The organism is Microbacterium sp. T3-8 (genome assembly GCF_055398145.1).
The window spans coordinates 2,658,861-2,679,553 of sequence record NZ_AP027918.1 but is presented as its reverse complement, the minus strand read 5'-3'; the positions used below and the strand labels follow the sequence as shown (position 1 = coordinate 2,679,553).

The window sequence follows — 20,693 nt, the reverse complement described above, 5'->3', positions numbered from 1 at the left end:
CGATGAGCTCTGCCGCGTCCGTCGATCGGGTGCACGTCCGCGCCCCGGGGAAGATCAACGTCTTCCTCGGGGTCGGCGGGCGCCACGACGACGGGTATCACGCCCTCGCGACCGTCTTCCAGGCGGTGTCGCTGTACGAGGACGTGATCGCACGGGCGGCGGACGACTTCTCGGTGACGGTCCGGGGAGCGGTGGACGCGGATGCCGTTCCGCTCGACGACCGCAACCTCGCGATGCGTGCGGCGAAGCTGCTCGCCGCCGCCGCCGACTACCACGGGGGAGTGGCGCTCGAGATCCGCAAGAGCGTGCCCGTCGCCGGCGGCATGGGCGGGGGATCGGCGGATGCCGCAGCCGCCCTCGTCGCGTGCGATGCGCTGTGGGGCACCGGGTTCTCGCCCGCGCGGCTGCACGAGTTGGCTGCGCGGCTCGGGGCCGACGTGCCCTTCGCCCTGCACGGGGGCACCGCCGTCGGCACGGGGCGCGGCGATCAGCTCAACCCCGCGCTCGCCCGCGGCCGGTTCGACTGGGTGCTGGTCACCAGCGACGAAGGCCTCTCGACCCCCGCCGTGTACGAGCAGCTCGACCTGCTCCGCGAGGAGGAGGGGGCGCTCGCCGACGATCCGCCGTCGAGCCTCGACGTGCCGATCCCCGTGCTGCAGGCGCTCCGGTCGGGCGATGCGGTGCAGCTGGCGGCGAGCCTGCACAACGATCTGCAGGCGGCCGCGGTGCACCGGCGTCCCGACCTCGAGGAGACGATCCGGCGCGGCATCCGCGCGGGTGCGCTCCACGGCATCGTGTCGGGCTCCGGACCCACGGTCGCCCTCCTGTGCGGTGATCCGGAGTCCGCGCAGGCGGTGCAGACCGCGCTGCAGCAGGCGGGTCGGGAAGCGCTCCACGTGCACGGCCCCGTGCCGGGCGCGCGCATCCTGGTCTGACCCGATTCCCGACCCGCGCTCCGTTCCCGCGCTAGGCGCTTTCGTGCGCTCAGGGTCATAATGTACGTACGATGTGACCGTGCACATAAGGGTGCACATGCAAGGAGGCCGTGATGTCCACTGCCTCCGAGCGCGCCCGGATGCCCAGCATCCGCGATGTCGCCCGTCTCGCCGGGGTCTCGCATCAGACCGTCTCCCGCGTGCTCAACGATCATCCGAGCATCCGCCCCGAGACGAAGGCGAAGGTGCTCGACGCGATCTCGGTGCTCGACTACCGCCCGAATCTCGCCGCCCGTGCGCTCGTCACGAGCAGATCGAACATGCTCGGCGTGCTCTCGGCCACGATCGGGGAGTTCGGGCCGACCTCGTCGATCGCGAGCATCGAGGATGCCGCCCGCGAGGAGGGGTACTCGGTCTCGACGCTCAACCTCGCGGCGACCACGCCGGAGGCGATCGGCAGCGCCGTGCGCCAGCTCGCGCGCGAACAGGTCGACGGGATCGTGGTGCTCGCCCCTCAGGTGCGCGTGTTCCACGTGCTGCGGGGGATGGCGGTCGACTTCCCGTTCGTCACCCTGCAGACCGCGTCGGGGTCGGACGGGGTGAGTCTGTCGGCGGATCAGGTCGCCGGGGCGCGAGCCGCGACCGAGCACCTCATCCGCCTGGGGCACAGCGACATCCTGCATCTGGCCGGCCCGCAGGACTGGATCGAGGCGGAGTCGCGCATGCGCGGATACCTCGACGGCCTGCGCGAGGCCGATCTGCCGACCTTCCCGCCGATCCGCGGCGACTGGACCGCGGACTTCGGCTACTTCGCCGGGCAGGAACTGTCGCGCCGGCGCGACTTCACGGCGGTGTTCGCAGCGAACGACCTCATGGCGATCGGGCTCATGCACGGGTTCCGCGATGCCGGGGTGCGCGTGCCCGACGACATCAGCGTCGTCGGGTTCGACGACGTACCGGTGGCCGCGCACATGGCGCCGACCCTCACCACGGTGCACCAGGACTTCCCCGAACTCGGGCGCCGCGCGGTGAAGATCCTGCTCGCGCAGATCCGCGGGGAGCAGGCTCCGGAGTTCGGTCCGATCCAGACCACGGTGCGCGATCGCGAGTCCGCGGGGCCCCACGCGCCGCGCAGGTCACGGTAGCGACACGAAAATCCGCGCCGGACTTGACAGGCCCGGTGCGCCGGAGTTGTATGTACCAATGTGAACGGTCACATCGAAGGTGACCGCACGTCGCGAGGAAGATCCGTGAGCACCACAGCAACGTTGCCTACCGTGTCTGGCCCGATCCTGGAGATGAAGAACATCACCAAGGAGTTCCCGGGGGTCAAGGCTCTCGCCGACGTCTCGATCACTGTCCGCGCCGGCGAGATCCATGCGATCTGCGGCGAGAACGGTGCCGGGAAGTCGACGCTCATGAAGGTGCTGTCGGGGGTGTACCCGTACGGCACCTACGACGGAGAGATCCTGCTCTACGGCGAAGAGCAGCGCTACAAGGACATCGCGGCGAGCGAAGCCGCCGGCATCGCGATCATCCACCAGGAGCTCGCGCTCATCCCGGAACTCTCGGTCACCGAGAACATCTTCCTCGGCAACGAGATCCGCCGCTTCGGCACGATCGACTGGCAGGCGCAGACGAAGCGCGCCACCGAGCTGCTCGCCCGCGTGGGTCTCAACGAAGACCCCGACGTGCAGATCAAGACCCTCGGCGTCGGCAAGCAGCAGCTCATCGAGATCGCCAAGGCGCTCAACAAGGACGTCAAGCTGCTGATCCTCGACGAGCCGACCGCCGCGCTCAACGAGAACGACTCGCAGCACCTGCTCGACCTGATCCTCGGCCTCAAGGCCAAGGGCATCGCGTCGATCATGATCAGCCACAAGCTCAACGAGATCGAGCAGATCGCCGACGAGATCACCATCATCCGCGACGGCCGCACGGTCGAGACCCTCGACATCTCGCGCGGCGAGATCAACGAGGATCGCATCATCCGCGGCATGGTCGGACGCTCGCTCGAGAGCCGATACCCCGACCGCACCCCCGAGATCGGCGAGGTGTTCTTCGAGGTCAAGGACTGGTGGGTGCAGCATCCGACCGTCTCCGAGCGCATGGTCGTCAAGGGCTCCAGCCTCAACGTGCGCCGTGGTGAGGTCGTCGGCATCGCCGGACTCATGGGCGCCGGACGCACCGAGTTCGCGATGAGCATGTTCGGACGCTCCTACGGCACGTTCCTCGGCGGCACCATGGTCAAGGACGGGCAGGAGATCTCCCTGCCCGACGTCGCCTCGGCGATCAAGCACGGCCTCGCCTACGTGAGCGAGGACCGCAAGGTGCTGGGCCTCAACCTGCTCGACACGATCAAGCGATCGGTCGTCGCCGCCAAGCTCTCGAAGATCACCAAGCGCGGCGTCGTCGACGACCGTGCGGAGTTCGCGGTCGCCGACCAGTACCGCAAGGCGCTGCGCATCAAGACCCCCTCGGTCGAGGAGGGCGTCGGCAAGCTGTCGGGCGGCAACCAGCAGAAGGTCGTCCTCGCGAAGTGGATGTTCACCGACCCCGACCTGCTGATCCTCGACGAGCCCACCCGCGGCATCGACGTCGGCGCGAAGTACGAGATCTACGCGATCATCAACGAGCTCGCGGCGCAGGGCAAGGGCGTCATCGTGATCTCCAGCGAGCTGCCCGAGCTGCTCGGCATCTCGGACCGCATCTACACCGTCTTCGAAGGTCGGGTCACCGACTGCATCCCGGCCGACCAGGCGACACCCGAGGCCCTCATGCGCAGCATGACCTCCGCAACCCAGAAAGCATCCGCATGACCACCGACACCACGACCGCGAAGCGCGGGTTCCACTTCAAGGACATCACCAAGATGTTCGGCGGCGGTGGCACCTCGACCCTGCGCCAGTTCGGAATCCTCGGCAGCCTGATCGTCATCATCGTGCTGTTCGAGATCCTGACGCTCATCCGCAACGGGCCCAACGGCGCGACGCTGACCTCGGGCAACCTGATCAACGTCATCAACCAGTACTCGTTCATCCTGATCCTGGCGATCGGCATGGTGATGGTCATCATCATGGGGCACATCGACCTTTCGGTCGGCTCGGTGGCGGCCTTCACCGGGATCATCGTGGCGAAGGCCATGCAGGACTGGAGCCTTCCCTGGCCGCTCGCGATCCTGCTCGGCCTGGCCGTGGGTGCCGCGGTCGGCGCCTGGCAGGGTTTGTGGGTGGCGTACGTCGGAGTTCCCGCGTTCATCGTGACGCTCGCGGGCATGCTGCTCTTCCGCGGCTGGCAGCAGGTCATCGGCGACTCACAGACGATCCCCGTCCCCAAGGGGTTCCAGGTCATCGGTACCGGCTATCTGCCGGAGATCGGATTGCCTCTGCCGTTCAACATCCCGACGATGCTCCTCGCTCTCGTGGCAGTGGCCTGGCTGGTCTTCTTCGAGATCCGCACCCGTCGCGTGCAGCACAAGATGGGATCGGAGAGCGCCCCGCTCTGGGTGAGCATCACCAAGGTCGTGCTCCTTTCGCTCGTCGTGCTCGTCGCGGCCTGGATGTTCGCGACCGGTCGTCCGGGCACGAGCTTCCCGGTTCCGGGTCTGATCCTCCTCGCCCTCGTCATCCTCTACACCTTCATCACGAGCAAGACGGTCTTCGGTCGTCACATCTACGCCGTCGGTGGCAACCGCCAGGCCGCGCGCCTGTCGGGCGTCAAGGACCGCTGGGTCGACTTCTTCGTCATGATGAACATGTCGATGCTCGCGGCACTCGCCGGAATGATCTTCGTCGCCCGTTCGCAGGCCTCCGGCCCGAACGACGGCACCGGCTGGGAGCTCGACGCGATCGCCTCGGTCTTCATCGGTGGCGCGGCCGTCGCCGGTGGTATCGGTACCGTGATCGGATCGATCATCGGTGGACTCGTGATGGCGTTCCTCAACAACGGCCTCGCCCTCCTCGGACAGGGGTCGGACGTCGTCGCCATGGTCAAGGGAATCGTGCTGCTCCTCGCCGTCGGCATCGACGTCTGGAACAAGCAGCAGGGACGCCCGTCGCTCATCGGTTTCATGACGCGCCGCTTCGGCCGTCAGGTGGATCCCGCCACAGAGACCTTCGAGCCCAACAAGACCTACCAAGCCCCACCCGTCGACAAGACGAGCGGAAAGTAGGGGTCCGATCGCGTGGCCCACGCGCGTTCAGACCTTCACACACCAGAGAAAGAGATCACATGAAGAAGATCCTTGTTTCGGCGACAGCGCTTGTCGTCGCGGGCGCCTTCGCCCTCACCGGCTGCTCATCGGAGCGCGGCGGTGACACCGGATCCGGCAGCGGCGAAGAGGCCACCAGCGGCTTCGAAGCGGGTTCGACGATCGGTGTCGCACTCCCCGACAAGACGTCGGAGAACTGGGTGCTCGCCGGCAAGCTGTTCACCGACGGACTCGAAGCCGCGGGTTTCAAGGCCGACGTGCAGTACGCGCCGTCGAGCAACACGGTCGCCGAACAGCAGAACCAGATCCAGGCCATGGTGCAGAACGGTGCCAAGGTCGTCATCATCGGCGCGAACGATGGCAAGCAGCTGGCCACCCAGGTGCAGGCGGCCAAGGATGCCGGTGCGTACGTGATCGCGTACGACCGTCTCATCGAGAACACCGAGGCTGTCGACTACTACGTCGCTTTCGACAACTTCAAGGTCGGCCAGCTGCAGGGGCAGGCGCTCCTGGACGGTCTCGAGGCGAACGCGGGCCACGAAGCTCCGTACAACATCGAGCTGTTCTCCGGCGCGGCGACGGACGCCAACTCGTCCGTCTTCTTCGACGGCGCGATGGATGTCCTTCAGCCGAAGATCGACGACGGCACGCTGAAGGTTGTCTCCGGTCAGACGGAAATCGCCCAGACGGCGACGGAGGGATGGCTCCCGGAGAACGCCCAGAACCGCATGGACACGATCCTGACCGGTTCGTACAGCGGTGACACCGTCATCGACGGCGTCCTCTCGCCCAACGACACGCTCGCACGCGCCATCATCACCTCGGTGCAGCAGGCCGGCAAGCCGGTTCCGGTCGTCACGGGTCAGGACTCCGAGGTCGAGTCCGTCAAGTCGATCATGGAGGGTGTGCAGTACTCCACGATCAACAAGGACACGACTCTCCTGGTGGCGCAGGCCATCAAGATGGTCGAGCAGCTCCAGAAGGGCGAGGAGGTCGACGTCAACGACACCGAGTCCTACGACAACGGCGCCAAGATCGTCGACTCGTACCTGCTTGACCCGGTGATCGTCACCAAGGACAACGCCGCCGAGGCCTACGCCAACGTTCCGAGCCTGCTCGAGATCGTGAAGTCGTACCAGTAAGCGTTCTCCGCATTCGCCAACGAGCCGTCCACCCCTCGGGTGGGCGGCTCGTTGGCGTGAGGACCGCGCTGCGAATATGGAGGAAACTCACCGCCGGAGGAGCTGTGTCCTCATGCGTGGGTGCCGTGTCGGTGTACAAGGTGGTATTTTCCGCCGATGAATTTATCCACAAATTCGATGGGTTGACAAAGGGTGTACGGGTTGGAAATCTACCGAGGGTGAACCGCCGCGAAGACGGTGATCCGCACAAAGAGGTGAGATCGGAGGAATCATGAAGAAGAAATCATTGATTGGCTGGGGGGCCGCCGTCGTCGTCGCATTGTCGACCTTGGTCGCGCCGAGCGCCGCCAGCGCGCAGAGTGAACCGACCGCTGTTCAGTCCCCTACATCCGCTGCCGTTCAGCCCGCGTCAACGGGTGAATACGAGTACATCTGTCTCGGCACTGACGGGTCGTCGTATTCCATGGCGAGTGGGGCGCCGCTCAGCGATTGCAAGGGGTCCTATCTCCAGAAATACATCAATGGACAGCAGGTAGATAGCATCAGCCTTTCCGGAAATGGTGAGGTGGCAAGCGTGCCTGCAGATAAAGTTCAGTGTGTTATCTGGCTCGGAAAGACTGCAGGTGGAATGGTGCTCGGCATCGTTGTCATGGGGGCTGGGCCATTCACGCTGGCCGGTTTCTTGTCCAAGGTTGCTCTGGGGGCCCCCAATTGCACCGCCTGATCTTATGATTCATCGATGACACATTAGCGTTGTCGAGACGTACACAACCGCCCGGGTCATCCGACCCGGGCGGTTCGTGCGTTCACGGGTGTGCGAGTGCGTCGGGTGCTCAGTCCTCGGCGACCTGCAGCGCGAGCTCGCAGAACATCGACTCCGCCCACGAGAACCACGGGCGGCTGAAAACGGCGGGATCGTCGACGTCGATGCTCTCGTGCACGTGCCCGGTGCCGGCATCCGTCTCGGCGATCATGCGCAGCAGGCGGGTGCGGTCGTCCGAAGTGCCGACGAGCCCCTCGACGGCGACGGCGATCGGCCAGACGCGCCCCTCGCGGGTGTGCGGGCTGCCGATGCCGCGGAGGGCGGTGCCCGCGAACCAGTAGGGATTCACGGGGCTCAGTACGACGCGACGCGTCGCCTCCCAGATCTCGCGGTCGATCACCTCGGGGGCGATCAGCGGGAGCGACAGCAGCGACGGGGTGTTCGCGTCATCCATGACGAGCGCGCCGCCCAGGCCATCGACCTCGTACGCGTAGATCGGCTCGCCGTCGGGGCCGTCGATGATCCCGTGCGTACTCACACCGGCTCGCAACTCGTCGGATAGGGCGAGCGTGTCGGTGGCGAGCACCTCGTCGTGGAGCACCTCGCGAGCGATCTCGGCGAGGTCGCGCAGCGCCTGGGCGGCGAAGAGGTTCGCGGGGACGTTGTACCCGAAGGTGCACGCGTCGTCCGAGGGGCGGAATCCGCTCCAGGTCATCCCCGTGTGCGCGACGGCGGAGCCGCGGCCGCCGCGGGGGAGCGTCTCGGTGGGGATCGCGGTGTCGCGCTCGAACCGGTACGCGGACTCCTCGTGGTGCTGCTCGGCGCGGAGCTGATCGACGATCACACGGAGGACCGCATGCGTGCCGTCGTCGAACACCGACGTGCGTCCGGTGCGCCGCCAGAGCGTGTGGGCGAGCGAGACCGGGTAGCAGACGCTGTCGACCTCGTACTTCTGCTCCCAGACCTCGGGGTCGTCGCAGACGTCGTCCGCGTCGTAGTGGGCGCCGGTGGGGCCGTCGTTGAACGCGTTGGCGTAGGAGTCGTGCGCGAGGAATCCGAACTGCCGACGCACCACACCCTCGACCAGGTCGGCGAGCTGCGGACTCCGGTCGAGGAAGCGCAGGTACGGGGTGAGCTGCGTCGTGGAATCGCGCAGCCACATCGCCGGGATGTCGCCGGTGATGATGAACACCCGCCCCTCCTGGTCGATACCCACCGTCTCGGTGAGGGTGCGCAGCAGGGCGGCCTCCACGAGGTCGCCGATGCGCTCACCACTGGTGCGCCGCACGCCGTCGGCGGCGTCCGCGATCAGATTCCGCGTGCGGACATCGGGCGTGAACGCCGTCAGCTCGTCCATCCGGTGCGGCCCTCCTCGTCGGTGATGCGGATCGTGATCGCGTCGTGGGTGGGATCGTGCGCGGATGCCGTCCACGCGAGGATCTCAGCGGGCAGGGCCTCGGGCCGCCCGCTCGCCCAGGAGCCCAGCGCGTCGAGTCCGAGGTCGACCGGGGCCGTGGTGCGGCCGCCCGCTGCGACGGTCACCCGGGTCACCGCCAGCAGCGTCCGACGTCGGGGACGGATGCCGCGCTCGTGCCGCCGCCCGTAGAGAGGAACGGCGAGGGAGATCTCGGATGCCGAGGCGTTCGCGACGTCGATCAGGACCGTGACACGCTCGCCCCTGCGCAGGTCGGCGGTCGAGACGGTGGGGGACTCGCCGGGAGCAGCGGGGCGCAGACGGACCTCGACCGTCGACGGTGTGCCGGTGCCGAAGAGCACTCCGGCGGGGTGGCGTGCATCGAGGTAGCCGCGCGCCGTCTCGCGGCGCTCGTCGTGCGCGACCGGCAGCACTCCGTCGGCGGAGGGGAGCGTCGCCGGCAGCAGGCCTCCGCCGACACCGGTGGTCAGGGCGGTGATGATCGCCTCTCCACCGCCGGGACCGGGGAAGGGCGCGAGGATCACGGCATCCGAGAGTGCGATGACGTCGTCGAGCGGGCGCGGGCGCCCGTCGATCACGACCGCGATCACCCGAGGTGCCCCCGAGGCGCGTGCGGCGCGGAGCAGGGCGAGCTGTGCGTCCGGCAACCCGAGGTGCGCGAGATCCACGCCCTCGCCGTTGGTGGTGTCGGGTGCCGGCGCATCGATCGCGCCGTTGTCGGCGAACTCGTCGTCGTAGCTGCGGCGGCTCGTACCGCCGAGCACCACGAGGGCGACGTCGGCGCCGTCGAGGGCTGCGCTCACGGCATCCCGGGCGCCGGCGGGATCGGAGAGTTCGCCGCGATGCGTGGAGCCCTGCGCGACGCGCACCCGCTCCGCGCCGTATCGGGTGACGAGTGCGGAGTGCACGGTGGAGGAGGTCGGGTCGGGGACCGGACGCGGGGGCGTGTAGTCGCCGAGCTGGGCGTCGAGGTCCGAGGCGTTCGGTCCGAGGAGGGCGATCACGGGGCCGGCATCCGCGCGATCTTCGGCAGCCGGAAGCGGGAGCGCCCCCGCGTCGTGCACGACGACGACGGACTGGGCGGCGGCACGCGCGGCGAGGGAGAGGAACGCGCGCTCGCGCTCGGGGTCGGCAGGAATCGCGGCCGGCACGTCGGCTTCCCCGAGCAGACCGAGGCGGCGCTTGAGTGCGAGCACGCGGTCGGCGGCCCGCGTGACGACCCCTTCGTCGAGGATGCCGCGATCGACGGCCTCCTCGACGTGCGTGAAGGCCTCGTCCCACAGGCTGAGGTCGACACCCGCGGCGAGAGCGATCGCCGCGGCCGTCGCCGGATCGGGGGCGCTGTCGCGCAGACGATCGATCGCGGTGCCGTCGGCCATCACGAGGCCGTCCCAGCCCCACCCCTCGCGCAGCGTGCCGGTCAAGAGCTCACGATTCGCACTGCAGGGGATGCCGTCGATGTCGTTGTATGCGGCCATGAAGCCGGCGACCCCGGCCCGGGCGGCGGCGTATGCCGGACGCAGATGGATCTCGCCCAGCTCCCGGCGCCCGATCGGTGCGCCGGAGCCGTTGCGGCCTCCGATGCCCGCGCCCTGCGCCGCCAGGTGCTTGGCGACGACGGCGACGCGGTCGGGGGCGATCGCTGATGCTGCAGCCGCGGCATCCGTGCCCTGCATCCCGCGCACCGTCGCCTCGACGAGCAGGGCGGCGAGCGCCGGATCCTCGCCGAAGCACTCTTCGGCGCGGCCCCAGCGCGGGTCGCGCAGCACGTCGAGTCCCGACACCAGCGCGACGTGCGCGCCGCGCAGGCGCGTCTCGGCGGCGACGTGCGCCGCGAGCTCTTCGGTGAGGGCGGGATCCATACCCGCGCCGAGGGCCAGGTTGACGGGGAGGGTCGTGCCGCCGAGGGCCATGAGCCCGTGCGGCACCTCCTCGACGAACAGCGTCGGCAGGCCCGCGCCGTGCGTGACGATGTACTCCTGCACGGCCCGATAGGCCTCGGCGCTGTGCTCGGGCGGGATGCCGTTGCTCCACCGCACCTGCGACCACGGGTCGGCGCGCAGTACGCCGTAGATCGCGCCGATCCCACCCCAGCGGTCGACCTCGCGACGCAGGACGTCGGTGATGCGGGGTGCGCCGTCGGCCCAGCGCACCGCTTCCCAGCCCTTGAGGCGCTGATTGATCTGGCCGACGCGCTCGCGCAGGGGCAGATGTGCAGAGCCCGTCATCCCTTGATCGCCCCGGAGACCAGCGCCTTCTGCATCTGCTTCTGCAGCACGGTGTAGACGAGATAGACGGGCAGCAGGGTCAGGAGGGTTCCGGCCATCAGCACACCGTAGTCGGTTCCCGCGTCGACCTTGAGGGTCGGCAGTGCCACCTGGATCGTGCGCTGGGCGGTGTCGGGTCCGATGAGGATGAGCGGGTACAGGTACGCGTTCCAGAACGAGAGGAAGTTCAGCAGCAGCACGGTCGCGATACCGGGGATGCAGATCGGCAGGTAGACCTGGCGGAGCACCTGCAGCGTCGTCGCGCCGTCCATCGACGCCGCCTCTTCGAGCTCGCGCGGGATGGTGCGCATGAAGGCGGTGAGGATGACGATCGACAGTGGCAGCGCGGTCGCCGGGAGCAGCAGCACCACGAAGGTGCGCGTGTGGAACAGGCCGAGCGATGCCGCCAGCAGGAAGGTCGGGAACAGCGCGGCGAACGAGGGGATCAGAAAGCCCAGGCTGAAGACGGTCTCGATGATGCGGCCGATCCTGCCGGTGGCACGGGCCAGCGCGAACGCGGCGGGGAGCGCGAGGAGCAGCGTCAGGATCAGCGCGGCCACGGTCGTGAGGGCGGAGTTGGCGACGGCGAGGCCCAGATCGGCCTGGCGCAGCGCCGTGGTGAAGTTCGAGAAGTCCCAGCTCGTGGGGAGCGCCAGGGGCGACTCGAAGATCTCCTCGTTCGTCTTGAACGACGACGCGATGAAGTAGTAGAAGGGGATGATCAGGATGGCCGCGTACAGCCAGGCCAGCGTGCCGCTCGTGATCGATCCGACCCGGTCGCGGAGGGGGAGGACGGTGCGTGATGCCATGGGATGCTCCTTCGTCCGGTCAGTGGGTCGCGCGCAGTGTGCGGCGGATCAGCCACATGCCGAGCAGTCCGAGGATGAACAGGATGACGCCGACGGCCTGGCTGTAGCCGAGGTTCGTCTCGACGAACGCCTTGCTGTAGATGAGGTACGACAGCGTCATGGTCGAGGTGCCGGGGCCGCCCTGGGTGAGCAGCAGCACGGTCTGGGCCGAGTTGAACAGCAGCGACAGGAACTGCAGCATCGTCACGACGCCGATGAAGTCCTGGGCGATCGGCCAGTACATGCGCCACGCCACCCGCCAGTCTCCGGCGCCGTCGACGCGGGCGGCCTGCACGATCTCGGTGTCGACGCCGTCGAGGCGCGCGGCGATCAGCACCGCCGAGTAGCCGATGCCGCTCCAGAGCTCGACGGCGATGATCGCGCCGAGCGCCGTGCTCGGGTCGGCCAGCCAGGCGTTCCCTCCCAGGCCGAGGGGAGCGAGGATGCCGTTGATCAGGCCGTCGGGGTTGAGCATGGCGTAGAAGACCATCGCCGTCGCCGGGGCGGAGATGAGGGCCGGGATGAAGAGCAGGTAGCGGAGCACGCGGTGACCGCGCGGCTTCTGCACGACGTAGAACGCGAGGAGGAACGCGAGGATGATCATGATCGGCAGGCCGACGACGATCTGGATGGCGGAGTTGCCGAGCGCGGCCCAGAAGGTCGCATCGGCGAACACCGCGCGGAAGTTGTCCCAGCCCGCGAAGGTCGGTGTCTCGAGCATGCCGGGCCAGCGCAGGAACGAGATCACGAAGATCGCGACCACGGGGCCGATCATGAACACGGCGTACCAGATGAGCGCCGGCAGGGCGAGGCCGGGGAACCGCTCGCGCAACGACGAGCGACGAGGGCGTCGGTTCGGGGGCAGGGCGGTGACGAGCTGTTCGGTCGTGGGGGCGGGGGCGAGCGCGGTCATGGTGTCCTCTCGGGCCCTCAGGCCGCGGCGTAGGCCTTCTCGAACGTGTCGATGATCTGGTCGGCGGAGGCGCGGCCGTAGGCCATCGCGGTCGCGCGGATCATCGGCTCGAAGACGGCGTCGGGGATGAGCAGGTCGGGCAGCATCACCGGGGTCACCTGATCGGTCGTGAGCTGGGAGGCCTGTGCGACGAGGGGGAAGTCGCGGCTGACCACATCGGTGATCCGGCTCATGTCGCGGCCGGAGCCGAGGATGAAGTCGCTCGTGACCTCGGGCGTGTAGAGGTTCTGGATGAAGGGCTTCAGCAGGTCGAGCTTCTCGGCGCCGTTCGCGCTGATCCAGATGCCGTGGCCGTTGAAGCTCTGGATGACGGTGGGATGGGCGACGACGCCGCCGCGCGACGGGGCGGGCCAGCCGCCGACCGTGACCTCGGCAGCGCGTTCGGCGGGCACGAGGGCGAGCGCCGACGACATCGCCGGGACGATCGCGGCCTTGCGGGTGTTGAACTGGGTGAGTTCGGAGTCGGACGTGTATCCCTGCACGTTGTCGACGAACACGCCCGCGTCGCGCAGCTCGACGAAGTGCTCGACGCCGGCCACGGCGCCCGGGAAGTCCGAGAGCTTGCCAGAGGAGAACGCCTTCTTCGCCTCGTCACGGGTGAGGAAGCCCTGCAGGATCTGCAGGAACATCTTCTGGCCGCTCCAGTCGGAGCCACCGACGGTCACCGGGCCGATGCCCTTCGAACGCAGTGCGTCGGCCACGGCGATCAACTCGTCCGAGGTCGTCGGGATGCCGACGCCGGCCTCGTCGAGGAGCCCCGTGTTGAAGGAGACCGGCCAGTTGGTGCGAGTGAACGGGAAGGCGCGCAGGTTGCCCTCGGCATCCGTCCATTCCTCGAGCGCCTCGGGGATGATCTTGTCGCGCAGGCCCCACTCGTCGAGCAGATCCTGCACCGGGATGGTGGCACCGAGGCGGGTCCACGAGAGCGTGCGTCCCTGCAGGTTGACCATCGCGATGTCGGCCTCCTTGCCGGCCAGCGAGCTGGTCTCGAAGACGATCGGCAGGTCGGAGCCGTTCTTGAGGAGGGCGACGGGACGATCGTTCGCCCGCGAGTAGGCGGCGACGACGTCCGAGAACACCTGGGCGCCCGAGACGGCGCCGCTGAGCTGGGTGTGCACGGAGATCGAGCCGACCGCGCTGGACGTCGGCATGAGGGGGCCGCATCCGGTGAGCAGGGGGATCATCACGCCCCCTCCGATCACCGCCCCGAGAAAGGTGCGCCTGCTGATGCCTTCGGTCATGAGCCCTCCTGAGAGCTGCAGTGCTACGGATGGATGTGTCGCGGCGCGCTTTGTAAAGCGGTACACGTCAACGTGCGATTAATGTATACCGCTTTACAACGGAGGGTCAACACCCTAATCTCGGTGGTGTGAGCGAGAAGGTGACGAACGAGAAGAAGCCCGCCCGCGCGACGATCGCAGCGGTCGCCGCGCGCGCCGGGGTGTCGCCCTCCGCCGTGTCGCACGTGTTCAACGGCCGGCCCAACGTGTCTGCGGCGACGGCCGCGCGCATCCGTCAGGCGGCCGACGAGTTGCACTGGCGTCCGAACTACGCGAGCCGCAAGGTCAGCGGTCAGGGTGGACGCAGCCTCGGCCTCGTGATCGCCCGCTCGGGCGACACGTTCGAGCGCGATCCCTTCTTCATGCGGCTGATCGCCGGCCTGACCGAACCGCTCGCCGAGATCGGATGGTCGCTCTCGCTCACCCTCGTGCGCGCCGACGACGAGGAGCGCGTGTACCGCGAGTGGTGGAGCGAGCAGCGAGTGGATGCGTTCCTGCTCGTCGACCTCCGCGACGACGACCCCCGCATCGGCTTCGTTCGCGAGCTCGGCGCACCCGCCGTGCTGCTCGGAGCGCCGGTCGACGACGCCGTGCCGGCCGTGACCGTGCACGATGATGCCGCGTACGAGGAGGTGCTCGAGCACCTTCACGGTCTCGGCCACCGCGCCGTCGCGCGCGTGAGCGATTCGCCCGGTCTCGTGCACGCCCGCGATCGTGATCGTCGATTCGTGGATGCCGCAGAGAAGCGCGGCATGACCTCGCTCGTGCTGCGCTGGGAGCGCGCGGCATCCGATCCGGTGGCCGATCTGCTGGCGCGCGCCGAAGCGACGACGGCCCTGCTCGTCGACAGCGAGGCCCTCGCGGCCGAGATCGTCGCGCATGCGCCCGAGATCGGTGTGCGCGTGCCCGAGCAGCTGTCGGTGATCGCCTGGGAGGACTCCTGGGTATCGAGCCTGGTGCGCCCGCGGCTCACCGCGCTCGACGCCCCGGTCGAGGAGAGCGCTCGCACCGCCGTGGCGCTGCTCGCACAGCTCGTGAGCGGCGAGGACGTCGTGTCGCAGAGCGTGTCGGCGCGGCGCCTGATCGTGCGCGAATCGAGCGGCGCCGCGCCGACGGATGCATGATCCCCGATCCCCGAGACTTCCTGCCCACGATCGAGAAGGACCACAGATCAGTGACTGACAACACTCCGCGCTCCGATGCTCCGCGTTTCGATGCACCGCGTTTCGGGGCGAACTACACGCCCTCCCAGGACTGGATGTTCCAGTGGATGGGGATCGACGCCGATGTCGTGCGCGCGGACTTCGAGGCGCTCGCCGGGCTGGGGCTCGATCATGTGCGGGTGTTCCCGCTGTGGCCCGTGCTGCAGCCGAACCGGACGCTCATCCGCCGCAAGGCGCTCGACGACATCGCTCTCGTGGCCGACATCGCGGCCGAGTTCGAGCTCGACATCGCTGTCGACGTCATCCAGGGCCACATGTCGGGCTTCGACTTCGTGCCGGCGTGGCTGGTCAACTGGCACGACGGCAACATGTTCACCGACGAGAAGGCGATCCAGGCGCAGGCGGCGCTCGTCGCCGCGGTCTACGATGCAGTGCGCGACAAGCCGAACCTCATCGGTCTGACGCTCGGCAACGAGCTCAATCAGTTCCAGCTGCCCAACCCCGCCGCGATGCCCGCCGAGAGCGCCCAGATCACGCACTGGCTCGAGAGCCTGCTGGGGGCGCCGCGCGATCGTGATCCACGCCACCTCATCGCGCACAGCGAGAACGACCACCTCTGGTACCGCGACGGGCATCCGTTCCTGCCCGAGCACGCGTCCCGTCTCGGTGATGTCACGACGGTGCATTCGTGGATCTTCAACGGCACCGCGGCGCGCTACGGCGGCCTCTCGTCGCCGTCGGTTCGCCACGCCGAGTGGATGATCGAGCTCTCGAAGGCGTTCGCGACCGATCCGCAGCGCAAGGTGTGGCTGCAGGAGGTGGGTGCACCGTCGATGAATCTCGCCGACGACGAGATGCCCGAGTTCGCCTCGCGCACGGTCGAGGCGGCGCTGACCACCGAGGGCCTCTACGGCATCACGTGGTGGTGCTCGCATGACGTGTCGCGCTCGCTCGGGGACTACAAGGATCTCGAGTACTCGCTCGGACTGCTCGACACCGAGAACGTCGTCAAGCCGCTGGGTCGGCGGTTCGCGGAGCTGGTCGCTCAGGCGCGGGCGGATGCTGCCGGTGCCGGTGACTCTCCGGTCATGCCGCGCACCGTGGGCGTCGTGATCGACGTGGATGCCGATGACCTTCCGCTCTCGCGCACCGACCTCGCCCCCGGCGGGCGGGTGTTCGAGCGCTGGCACGAGCTGCGGGAACAGGGCGAGCCCGTGACCGTCGTCACCTCGCGCACCGCTCAGGATGCCGCCGCTCTCGCCGCTCGCGGAATCGACACCGTCGTCGAGGTCGCGCAGCGCGCCTGACGGCGTCGTGCCTGACGGCGTCGTGCCTGACGGCGTCGCGCTGGAGGGCCGGAGGGCAGCGCGTCTGACGGCACCGCGCCTGACGGCGTCGTGCCTGAGGGCAGCGCGTCTGCGGGGATCGCGTCTAGGGCATCGTGCCTGACGGCATAGTGCCGGAAGACATCGCGCCCGTTGGCATCGCACCGGAGGGCGATTCACCGGCTGTCGGTGAACCTGACCGTGTTCTGTTCAGGCGGGCGGTCGATGTAGATCGTTCCGGTCGGGCTGGTCCAGACGAGATCGCCGGTGGTTCTGATGCTCTGATCTGCTCGTCCGCCTTCGAGATGGAGCCCGACGTCGTCCTCCCTGGGGCGTCGGTGTTGGACGCGCCAGAGCGAGTGGTGTTTGAGCGTGTGGTGTCGTCGGCAGAGGTGCGCGAGGTTGGTGGCGCAGGTCTCACCGCCGTCGGACGCGGCGTGGGTGTGGTCGATGTCGCATCGTCGTGCGGCGATGTTGCAGCCGGGGAAGCGGCAGCGTTGATCGCGAGCCCGGAGGTGTCGGGTGAGCTGATCCGACGGGCGGTAGCGGTCGACGGCGAGGAGTGCGCCGGTGATCGGGTGTGTGAGCACCCGTTCCCAGCCGGTCGCGTCGCCTGCGAGGAGGCGTGCGGTGCGGGTGTCGATGGGGGAGCGGCCGTCGAGCTCTGCCGGAGGTGCGCCGGAGGCGCTACCGCCGTTATGGCCGCCGGTGTCGTCGTCCATGAGCGTGAGGACGGGGACGGTGATCTCTACCCGTGCGCGGATCTCGCCGAGCAGTCCCGCCTCCGTGTCGTGCCCGGTCGGAGCGCCGGTGAGTGCGATGTCGGCGAGCAGGTCGGCGCGCAGCTGATCGGTCGTGCGGGTGTCGGAGTCGAGGTCCGTGTCGGTGGGGGAGTCGATGTCCGTGTCGGCGGGAGAGTCGATGTCCGGGGCGGTCCCCTTCGCCGCCTTCCGGGCCCGCCCGTTCTCCACGGTGATCGTCCGCGCCATGCGCGTCAGCCGGTCGTGGATTCCGTGGACGAGGACGGCGGGCCCGAGCATCCCGAGTTCGGCCATCCCGTCGTCGAGGTCCTTCACCCACACCCGCCGCAACTCCCGCGCGTCGCGGTGACGCTCGGTGACGGTGCGGGCCTGGTACTGCTCCGCGATCCGCCGCGCCACCCGCCGCAGCCTGTTCGGCGACTCGACCACCGCCGCCTCCACCGCTCGCGCCGCATACCGCGCCCGATCGGCCGGGTCGTCCAGATGTGCGCCCGCGTCGACGATGACCCGGGCGTGGGCGGCGCTGATCCGCCCCGCGCCCTGCGCCGCCCACACCTCGGCGAATCGCTCGACCGCCCACGATGCCTCGTCCATCCGCCGCTCGATCGTACGGTCGCTCGCCCGCACTGCCGCCCCGATCTCCGCCGCCACCGCCCGCAGGGCCATGTCGCCGTGATCGGGATGCGCCGCCTGCCGTGCGATGTCGACCGCGACGCGAGCGGCGACGGCGAGCATCCCGTCGCGCACGGCTGACAGCCGAGCGATCGTCCCCTCGACCGCCCGCACCGAGCCCACCAGATCGGCGATCATCGCCGTCTGGGAGTTCGTTGCGTCGAGCAGTTCCGTCATGCGAACAGCCCACCACAGACCACCGACATTCGAACATATAGACGAAGAATCGTCGCCAATCGGACCGGAGGTTCCCCACAACGCCGCACCGCAGCTCTGGGCCGACCTCACATGTCCGACGAGTGCAGCCACCTCTACCGTGGCTTCCCACCGGCGGTATCCAGCGGTATCCAGCGGCATCCGATGAAGGGGAAAACGACATGAGATTCGACCTCCGCCGACTGCTCGGCATCCCGACCGCGATCGCACTCACGGCGGGCGCGACCCTGTCGCTCGCCGCCGCGACCGACACACCCGCGTCGTCCTCCCCACCCATCACCTACACCGTCGCAGCCTCGGACGAAAGCCCCGACGACTTCATCCGCGACGTCCAGACGTGGACGACCACCTCCGCCGCCGGCCGCGACTACAAGATCTCGGTCGCCCTCCCGGCGAACTACGACGAGAACGGCGATCCGTACCGCGTCCTCTACGTCACCGATGCGAACGCCGAGTTCGGGATGGCCGTCGAGACCGCCCGATTGAACGCGCCGGGCACGATGGTCGTCGGCATCGGGTACGACGACCCCGGCCAGGGCTTCGCGGCCTCCGGAGTGCGCCGCACCCTCGATCTCACCCCGACCGAGATCACGGCCGACGTGCCGACCGGCGGTGCTCCCGAATTCCTCGACTTCCTGAGATCCGAACTCGTCCCGCAGATCGAGAGCGAGTTCCGCGCCGACCCCGGCGACCGCGCACTCATGGGCCATTCCTTCGGCGGTCTCTTCGCCACCTATGCACTGCTCCACAACGACGGACTCTTCCACCGGTTCGTCATCGCGAGCCCCTCGATCTGGTGGGACGACCGCACGATCCTCGACATGGAGGCCGACTACGCCGGGACGCACGACGCGCTCGACGCGCGCGTCTTCCTCTCGGTCGGAGAGCTCGAGGAGACGACCTCCGGGTTCCCGATGACCAGCGACATGACGAGCTTCGCGCGCACGCTCGCCGCCCGCGCCTACGACGGACTCGAACTGGGCGCCACGGTCTTCGACGACGAGACCCACCTCTCGGTGATCGGAGCGGCGTTCAGCCGCGGCCTGAGATTCATCTACGCAGCGCCGGGCACCGACGTTCCGGGAACGTCCCTGCCGGAGCAGCAGGACGTCGCCCCGCAGATCGTCACGCAGCCGTCGGATGCCGAGATCCCCGCGGGAGCGACCGCGACCTTCACCGCCGCGGCGACGGGAACCCCCGAACCCACGGTGATCTGGCAGACGCAGCTGCCGGATGCCGGTGACTGGGTGACGATCCCGGATGCCGCCGCCCCCACCCTCACGATCGACGCCGTCCCGGCATCCGCCTCCGGCACCCGCTATCGCGCGGTCTTCACCAACGCCGTGGGCGAGTCCGCGACCGCGCCCGCCACGCTCACCGTGACGGTCGCCCCGGAGGCGCCCGCCACCCCGTCCGCCGACGACCTCACCGACGACAACCGCGGCCCCGTCACTGCACCGGCCACCGTCGCGCAGGGGTCGCCCTTCGATCTCTCGCTCGGGACCGACCTCGCCGGCGCAACCGTCGACGTCTGCCTCTTCTCCGACCCCGCCCACCTCGGCCTCTTCTCCGACCCCGCCCACCTCGGCACGCTCACGGCGTCATCTGCCGGCGTCGTGCAGGCGATCGTTCCGACGGATGCCGCGCTCGGGGCGCACCGCGTCGCCGTCTACGCCACCGACGGCGCCCTCATCGGTTGGGCGCCGGTCGAGGTCGTCGCGGCGGCGTCCGGCGGCGCGACCGCTCCGGGCGACCGCCTGGCCGACACGGGAGCGGACGCCGGGACCATCGCCCCGATCGCCCTCGCCGCGAGCGCCGCAGTGCTCCTCGGGGGAGGGGCCGCGCTGCTCGCCCGCCGGCGACGCAGCGGGATCGACCTGACGCCGTGATCGACCCGACGCCGTGATCGACCCGACGCCGTGATTGACTCGACGGATGCTTCTGCACGCCGAGATCACGCTGCCGACGCACCAGGCCGCTGACAGCACACGCGAGCACGATGTCGGGAGCATCGTCCTGCTGCACGGACTCATGGGATCGACCGAGAGCTGGCACGATCTCGTTCCGCTCCTCGCCGCGAACGGCTGGCGCGTCGTCGCGATCGACCTCCCGGGCCACGGCCGCTCGCCGCGCGACCCGGGTCTCACGGTCGCGCGCGCCGCGGCATCCGTCGTGCGCACCGTGCAGACGCACCTGCGTCGTCCACCCGCCGTGGCGCTCGGACACTCGTACGGTGGCACCGTACTCGCCGCTGCGGCTCCTGCGCTCGAGTCCGGTCTCGCCGTGTTCGTCGACGCCGCTCTCGGCTTCGCCGGGGGCGCCGACCACGCGGCCCTCACGGCGCAGTACGCTGCGGACGCCGCGTCGCGCACCGTCGAGGCGCTACGTGAGCGCCCCGGGTACTCGGTCGCCGCTGCGCAGCGGGAAGCACGCGCCGCCCAGCTCTTCGACCCCGCGACGTCGGCGTCGATCTCGTGCGGCGCGAACGTCGACGAGCAGCCGCCACCCGGATCGATCGCCGTCGTCGCCGACCCCAGCCGCTTCGTCTCCGATGATGCCGCGAGCCGATGGGAAGAGGCCGGCATCGATGTCCGCCGGATCCGCGGTGCCGCCCACACGCCCTGGTACGGCCACCTCGACGAGTTCGTCTCCGCGCTCCCCGAGGTCTTCGAGCCCCGCGCACCCGGTTACCCTGGACAGTGA

Annotated in this window: 15 protein-coding genes and 1 pseudogene; 10 read left to right on the top strand and 6 right to left on the bottom strand. The window is 69.0% G+C overall.

The genetic code is table 11. The features are described from left to right. The first annotated feature begins 2 nt into the window (after positions 1-2). From ACZ5Y9_RS12815 to ACZ5Y9_RS12790, 6 genes and pseudogenes are all read left to right on the top strand, one after another. The gene (locus ACZ5Y9_RS12815) at positions 3-935 is read left to right on the top strand and encodes a 4-(cytidine 5'-diphospho)-2-C-methyl-D-erythritol kinase (RefSeq protein ID WP_247624881.1); all 933 of its coding nucleotides are present in this window, start codon (positions 3-5) and stop codon (positions 933-935) included. A gap of 113 nt (positions 936-1,048) precedes the next feature. Then, complete coding sequence (locus tag ACZ5Y9_RS12810; RefSeq protein ID WP_464471505.1) at positions 1,049-2,080, top strand: LacI family DNA-binding transcriptional regulator; 1,032 nt, start codon at positions 1,049-1,051, stop codon at positions 2,078-2,080. 192 nt (positions 2,081-2,272) lie between these two features. Next, positions 2,273-3,754, top strand: a pseudogene (mmsA, locus tag ACZ5Y9_RS12805) (multiple monosaccharide ABC transporter ATP-binding protein); the annotation flags it as partial. Beyond that, entirely contained in the window at positions 3,751-5,106 is a 1,356-nt protein-coding gene (mmsB, locus tag ACZ5Y9_RS12800; protein ID WP_404598431.1) for a multiple monosaccharide ABC transporter permease, read from the top strand. The pseudogene mmsA and the gene mmsB, both read left to right, overlap by 4 nt. Before the next feature lie 59 nt (positions 5,107-5,165). Continuing rightward, a complete protein-coding gene (locus ACZ5Y9_RS12795) occupies positions 5,166-6,287 on the top strand; it encodes a substrate-binding domain-containing protein (RefSeq protein ID WP_247624878.1) in 1,122 nt (373 codons plus the stop codon). Positions 6,288-6,558: 271 nt separating this feature from the next. Then, the gene (locus tag ACZ5Y9_RS12790; RefSeq protein WP_247624877.1) at positions 6,559-7,011 is read left to right on the top strand and encodes a hypothetical protein; all 453 of its coding nucleotides are present in this window, start codon (positions 6,559-6,561) and stop codon (positions 7,009-7,011) included. 109 nt (positions 7,012-7,120) lie between these two features. Here ACZ5Y9_RS12790 and ACZ5Y9_RS12785 read toward each other — a convergent pair whose 3' ends face one another. Genes ACZ5Y9_RS12785 through ACZ5Y9_RS12765 form a run of 5 tightly spaced genes read right to left on the bottom strand, consistent with a single transcriptional unit; the run spans position 7,121 to position 13,814 of the window. Beyond that, positions 7,121-8,407, bottom strand: a complete 1,287-nt coding sequence (locus tag ACZ5Y9_RS12785; protein WP_464471504.1) for a glycoside hydrolase family 125 protein — start codon at positions 8,405-8,407, stop codon at positions 7,121-7,123. Beyond that, entirely contained in the window at positions 8,395-10,713 is a 2,319-nt protein-coding gene (locus ACZ5Y9_RS12780) for a glycoside hydrolase family 3 protein (protein ID WP_464471503.1), read from the bottom strand. The genes ACZ5Y9_RS12785 and ACZ5Y9_RS12780 overlap by 13 nt, the downstream gene beginning before the upstream one ends. Further along, positions 10,710-11,561 (bottom strand): carbohydrate ABC transporter permease, encoded by an 852-nt coding sequence (locus ACZ5Y9_RS12775; protein ID WP_247624874.1) that lies wholly within the window; start codon positions 11,559-11,561, stop codon positions 10,710-10,712. Before ACZ5Y9_RS12775 ends, ACZ5Y9_RS12780 begins: the two co-directional genes overlap by 4 nt. A gap of 19 nt (positions 11,562-11,580) precedes the next feature. Beyond that, positions 11,581-12,513: a carbohydrate ABC transporter permease gene (locus tag ACZ5Y9_RS12770; protein WP_247624873.1), complete on the bottom strand. Its 933-nt coding sequence runs from the start codon at positions 12,511-12,513 to the stop codon at positions 11,581-11,583. 17 nt (positions 12,514-12,530) lie between these two features. Further along, entirely contained in the window at positions 12,531-13,814 is a 1,284-nt protein-coding gene (locus ACZ5Y9_RS12765) for an ABC transporter substrate-binding protein (RefSeq protein ID WP_464471502.1), read from the bottom strand. Positions 13,815-13,942: 128 nt separating this feature from the next. Between ACZ5Y9_RS12765 and ACZ5Y9_RS12760 the strand changes: the two genes are divergently transcribed. Together ACZ5Y9_RS12760 and ACZ5Y9_RS12755 are read left to right on the top strand one after the other, a co-directional pair. Continuing rightward, complete coding sequence (locus ACZ5Y9_RS12760) at positions 13,943-14,977, top strand: LacI family DNA-binding transcriptional regulator (RefSeq protein WP_464471501.1); 1,035 nt, start codon at positions 13,943-13,945, stop codon at positions 14,975-14,977. 50 nt (positions 14,978-15,027) lie between these two features. Next, the gene (locus ACZ5Y9_RS12755; RefSeq protein ID WP_247624870.1) at positions 15,028-16,323 is read left to right on the top strand and encodes a glycoside hydrolase 5 family protein; all 1,296 of its coding nucleotides are present in this window, start codon (positions 15,028-15,030) and stop codon (positions 16,321-16,323) included. Between the two features lie 194 nt (positions 16,324-16,517). Here the strand turns inward: ACZ5Y9_RS12755 and ACZ5Y9_RS12750 are convergent, their stop codons facing one another. After that, on the bottom strand, positions 16,518-18,131 hold the full coding sequence (locus ACZ5Y9_RS12750; protein WP_464471500.1) for an HNH endonuclease signature motif containing protein: 1,614 nt from the start codon (positions 18,129-18,131) through the stop codon (positions 16,518-16,520). Between the two features lie 20 nt (positions 18,132-18,151). Here ACZ5Y9_RS12750 and ACZ5Y9_RS12745 point away from each other — a divergent pair, with 20 nt between their 5' ends. Both ACZ5Y9_RS12745 and ACZ5Y9_RS12740 read left to right on the top strand, forming a co-directional pair. After that, on the top strand, positions 18,152-19,879 hold the full coding sequence (locus tag ACZ5Y9_RS12745; protein WP_464471499.1) for an alpha/beta hydrolase-fold protein: 1,728 nt from the start codon (positions 18,152-18,154) through the stop codon (positions 19,877-19,879). Between the two features lie 46 nt (positions 19,880-19,925). Further along, complete coding sequence (locus ACZ5Y9_RS12740; RefSeq protein ID WP_464471498.1) at positions 19,926-20,693, top strand: alpha/beta fold hydrolase; 768 nt, start codon at positions 19,926-19,928, stop codon at positions 20,691-20,693.

Excerpts from the sequence above, each read along its gene's own strand:
- ACZ5Y9_RS12775 (WP_247624874.1), bottom strand. The coding sequence starts at position 11,561 with ATGGCATCACGCACCGTCCTCCCCCTCCGCGACCGGGTCGGATCGATC.
- ACZ5Y9_RS12795 (WP_247624878.1), top strand. The coding sequence starts at position 5,166 with ATGAAGAAGATCCTTGTTTCGGCGACAGCGCTTGTCGTCGCGGGCGCC.
- ACZ5Y9_RS12740 (WP_464471498.1), top strand. The coding sequence starts at position 19,926 with ATGCTTCTGCACGCCGAGATCACGCTGCCGACGCACCAGGCCGCTGAC.
- ACZ5Y9_RS12750 (WP_464471500.1), bottom strand. The coding sequence starts at position 18,131 with ATGCCGCTGGATACCGCTGGATACCGCCGGTGGGAAGCCACGGTAGAG.
- mmsB (WP_404598431.1), top strand. The coding sequence starts at position 3,751 with ATGACCACCGACACCACGACCGCGAAGCGCGGGTTCCACTTCAAGGAC.
- ACZ5Y9_RS12765 (WP_464471502.1), bottom strand. The coding sequence starts at position 13,814 with ATGACCGAAGGCATCAGCAGGCGCACCTTTCTCGGGGCGGTGATCGGA.
- ACZ5Y9_RS12790 (WP_247624877.1), top strand. The coding sequence starts at position 6,559 with ATGAAGAAGAAATCATTGATTGGCTGGGGGGCCGCCGTCGTCGTCGCA.
- ACZ5Y9_RS12770 (WP_247624873.1), bottom strand. The coding sequence starts at position 12,513 with ATGACCGCGCTCGCCCCCGCCCCCACGACCGAACAGCTCGTCACCGCC.
- ACZ5Y9_RS12780 (WP_464471503.1), bottom strand. The coding sequence starts at position 10,713 with ATGACGGGCTCTGCACATCTGCCCCTGCGCGAGCGCGTCGGCCAGATC.
- ACZ5Y9_RS12815 (WP_247624881.1), top strand. The coding sequence starts at position 3 with ATGAGCTCTGCCGCGTCCGTCGATCGGGTGCACGTCCGCGCCCCGGGG.
- ACZ5Y9_RS12810 (WP_464471505.1), top strand. The coding sequence starts at position 1,049 with ATGTCCACTGCCTCCGAGCGCGCCCGGATGCCCAGCATCCGCGATGTC.
- ACZ5Y9_RS12745 (WP_464471499.1), top strand. The coding sequence starts at position 18,152 with ATGAGATTCGACCTCCGCCGACTGCTCGGCATCCCGACCGCGATCGCA.
- ACZ5Y9_RS12785 (WP_464471504.1), bottom strand. The coding sequence starts at position 8,407 with ATGGACGAGCTGACGGCGTTCACGCCCGATGTCCGCACGCGGAATCTG.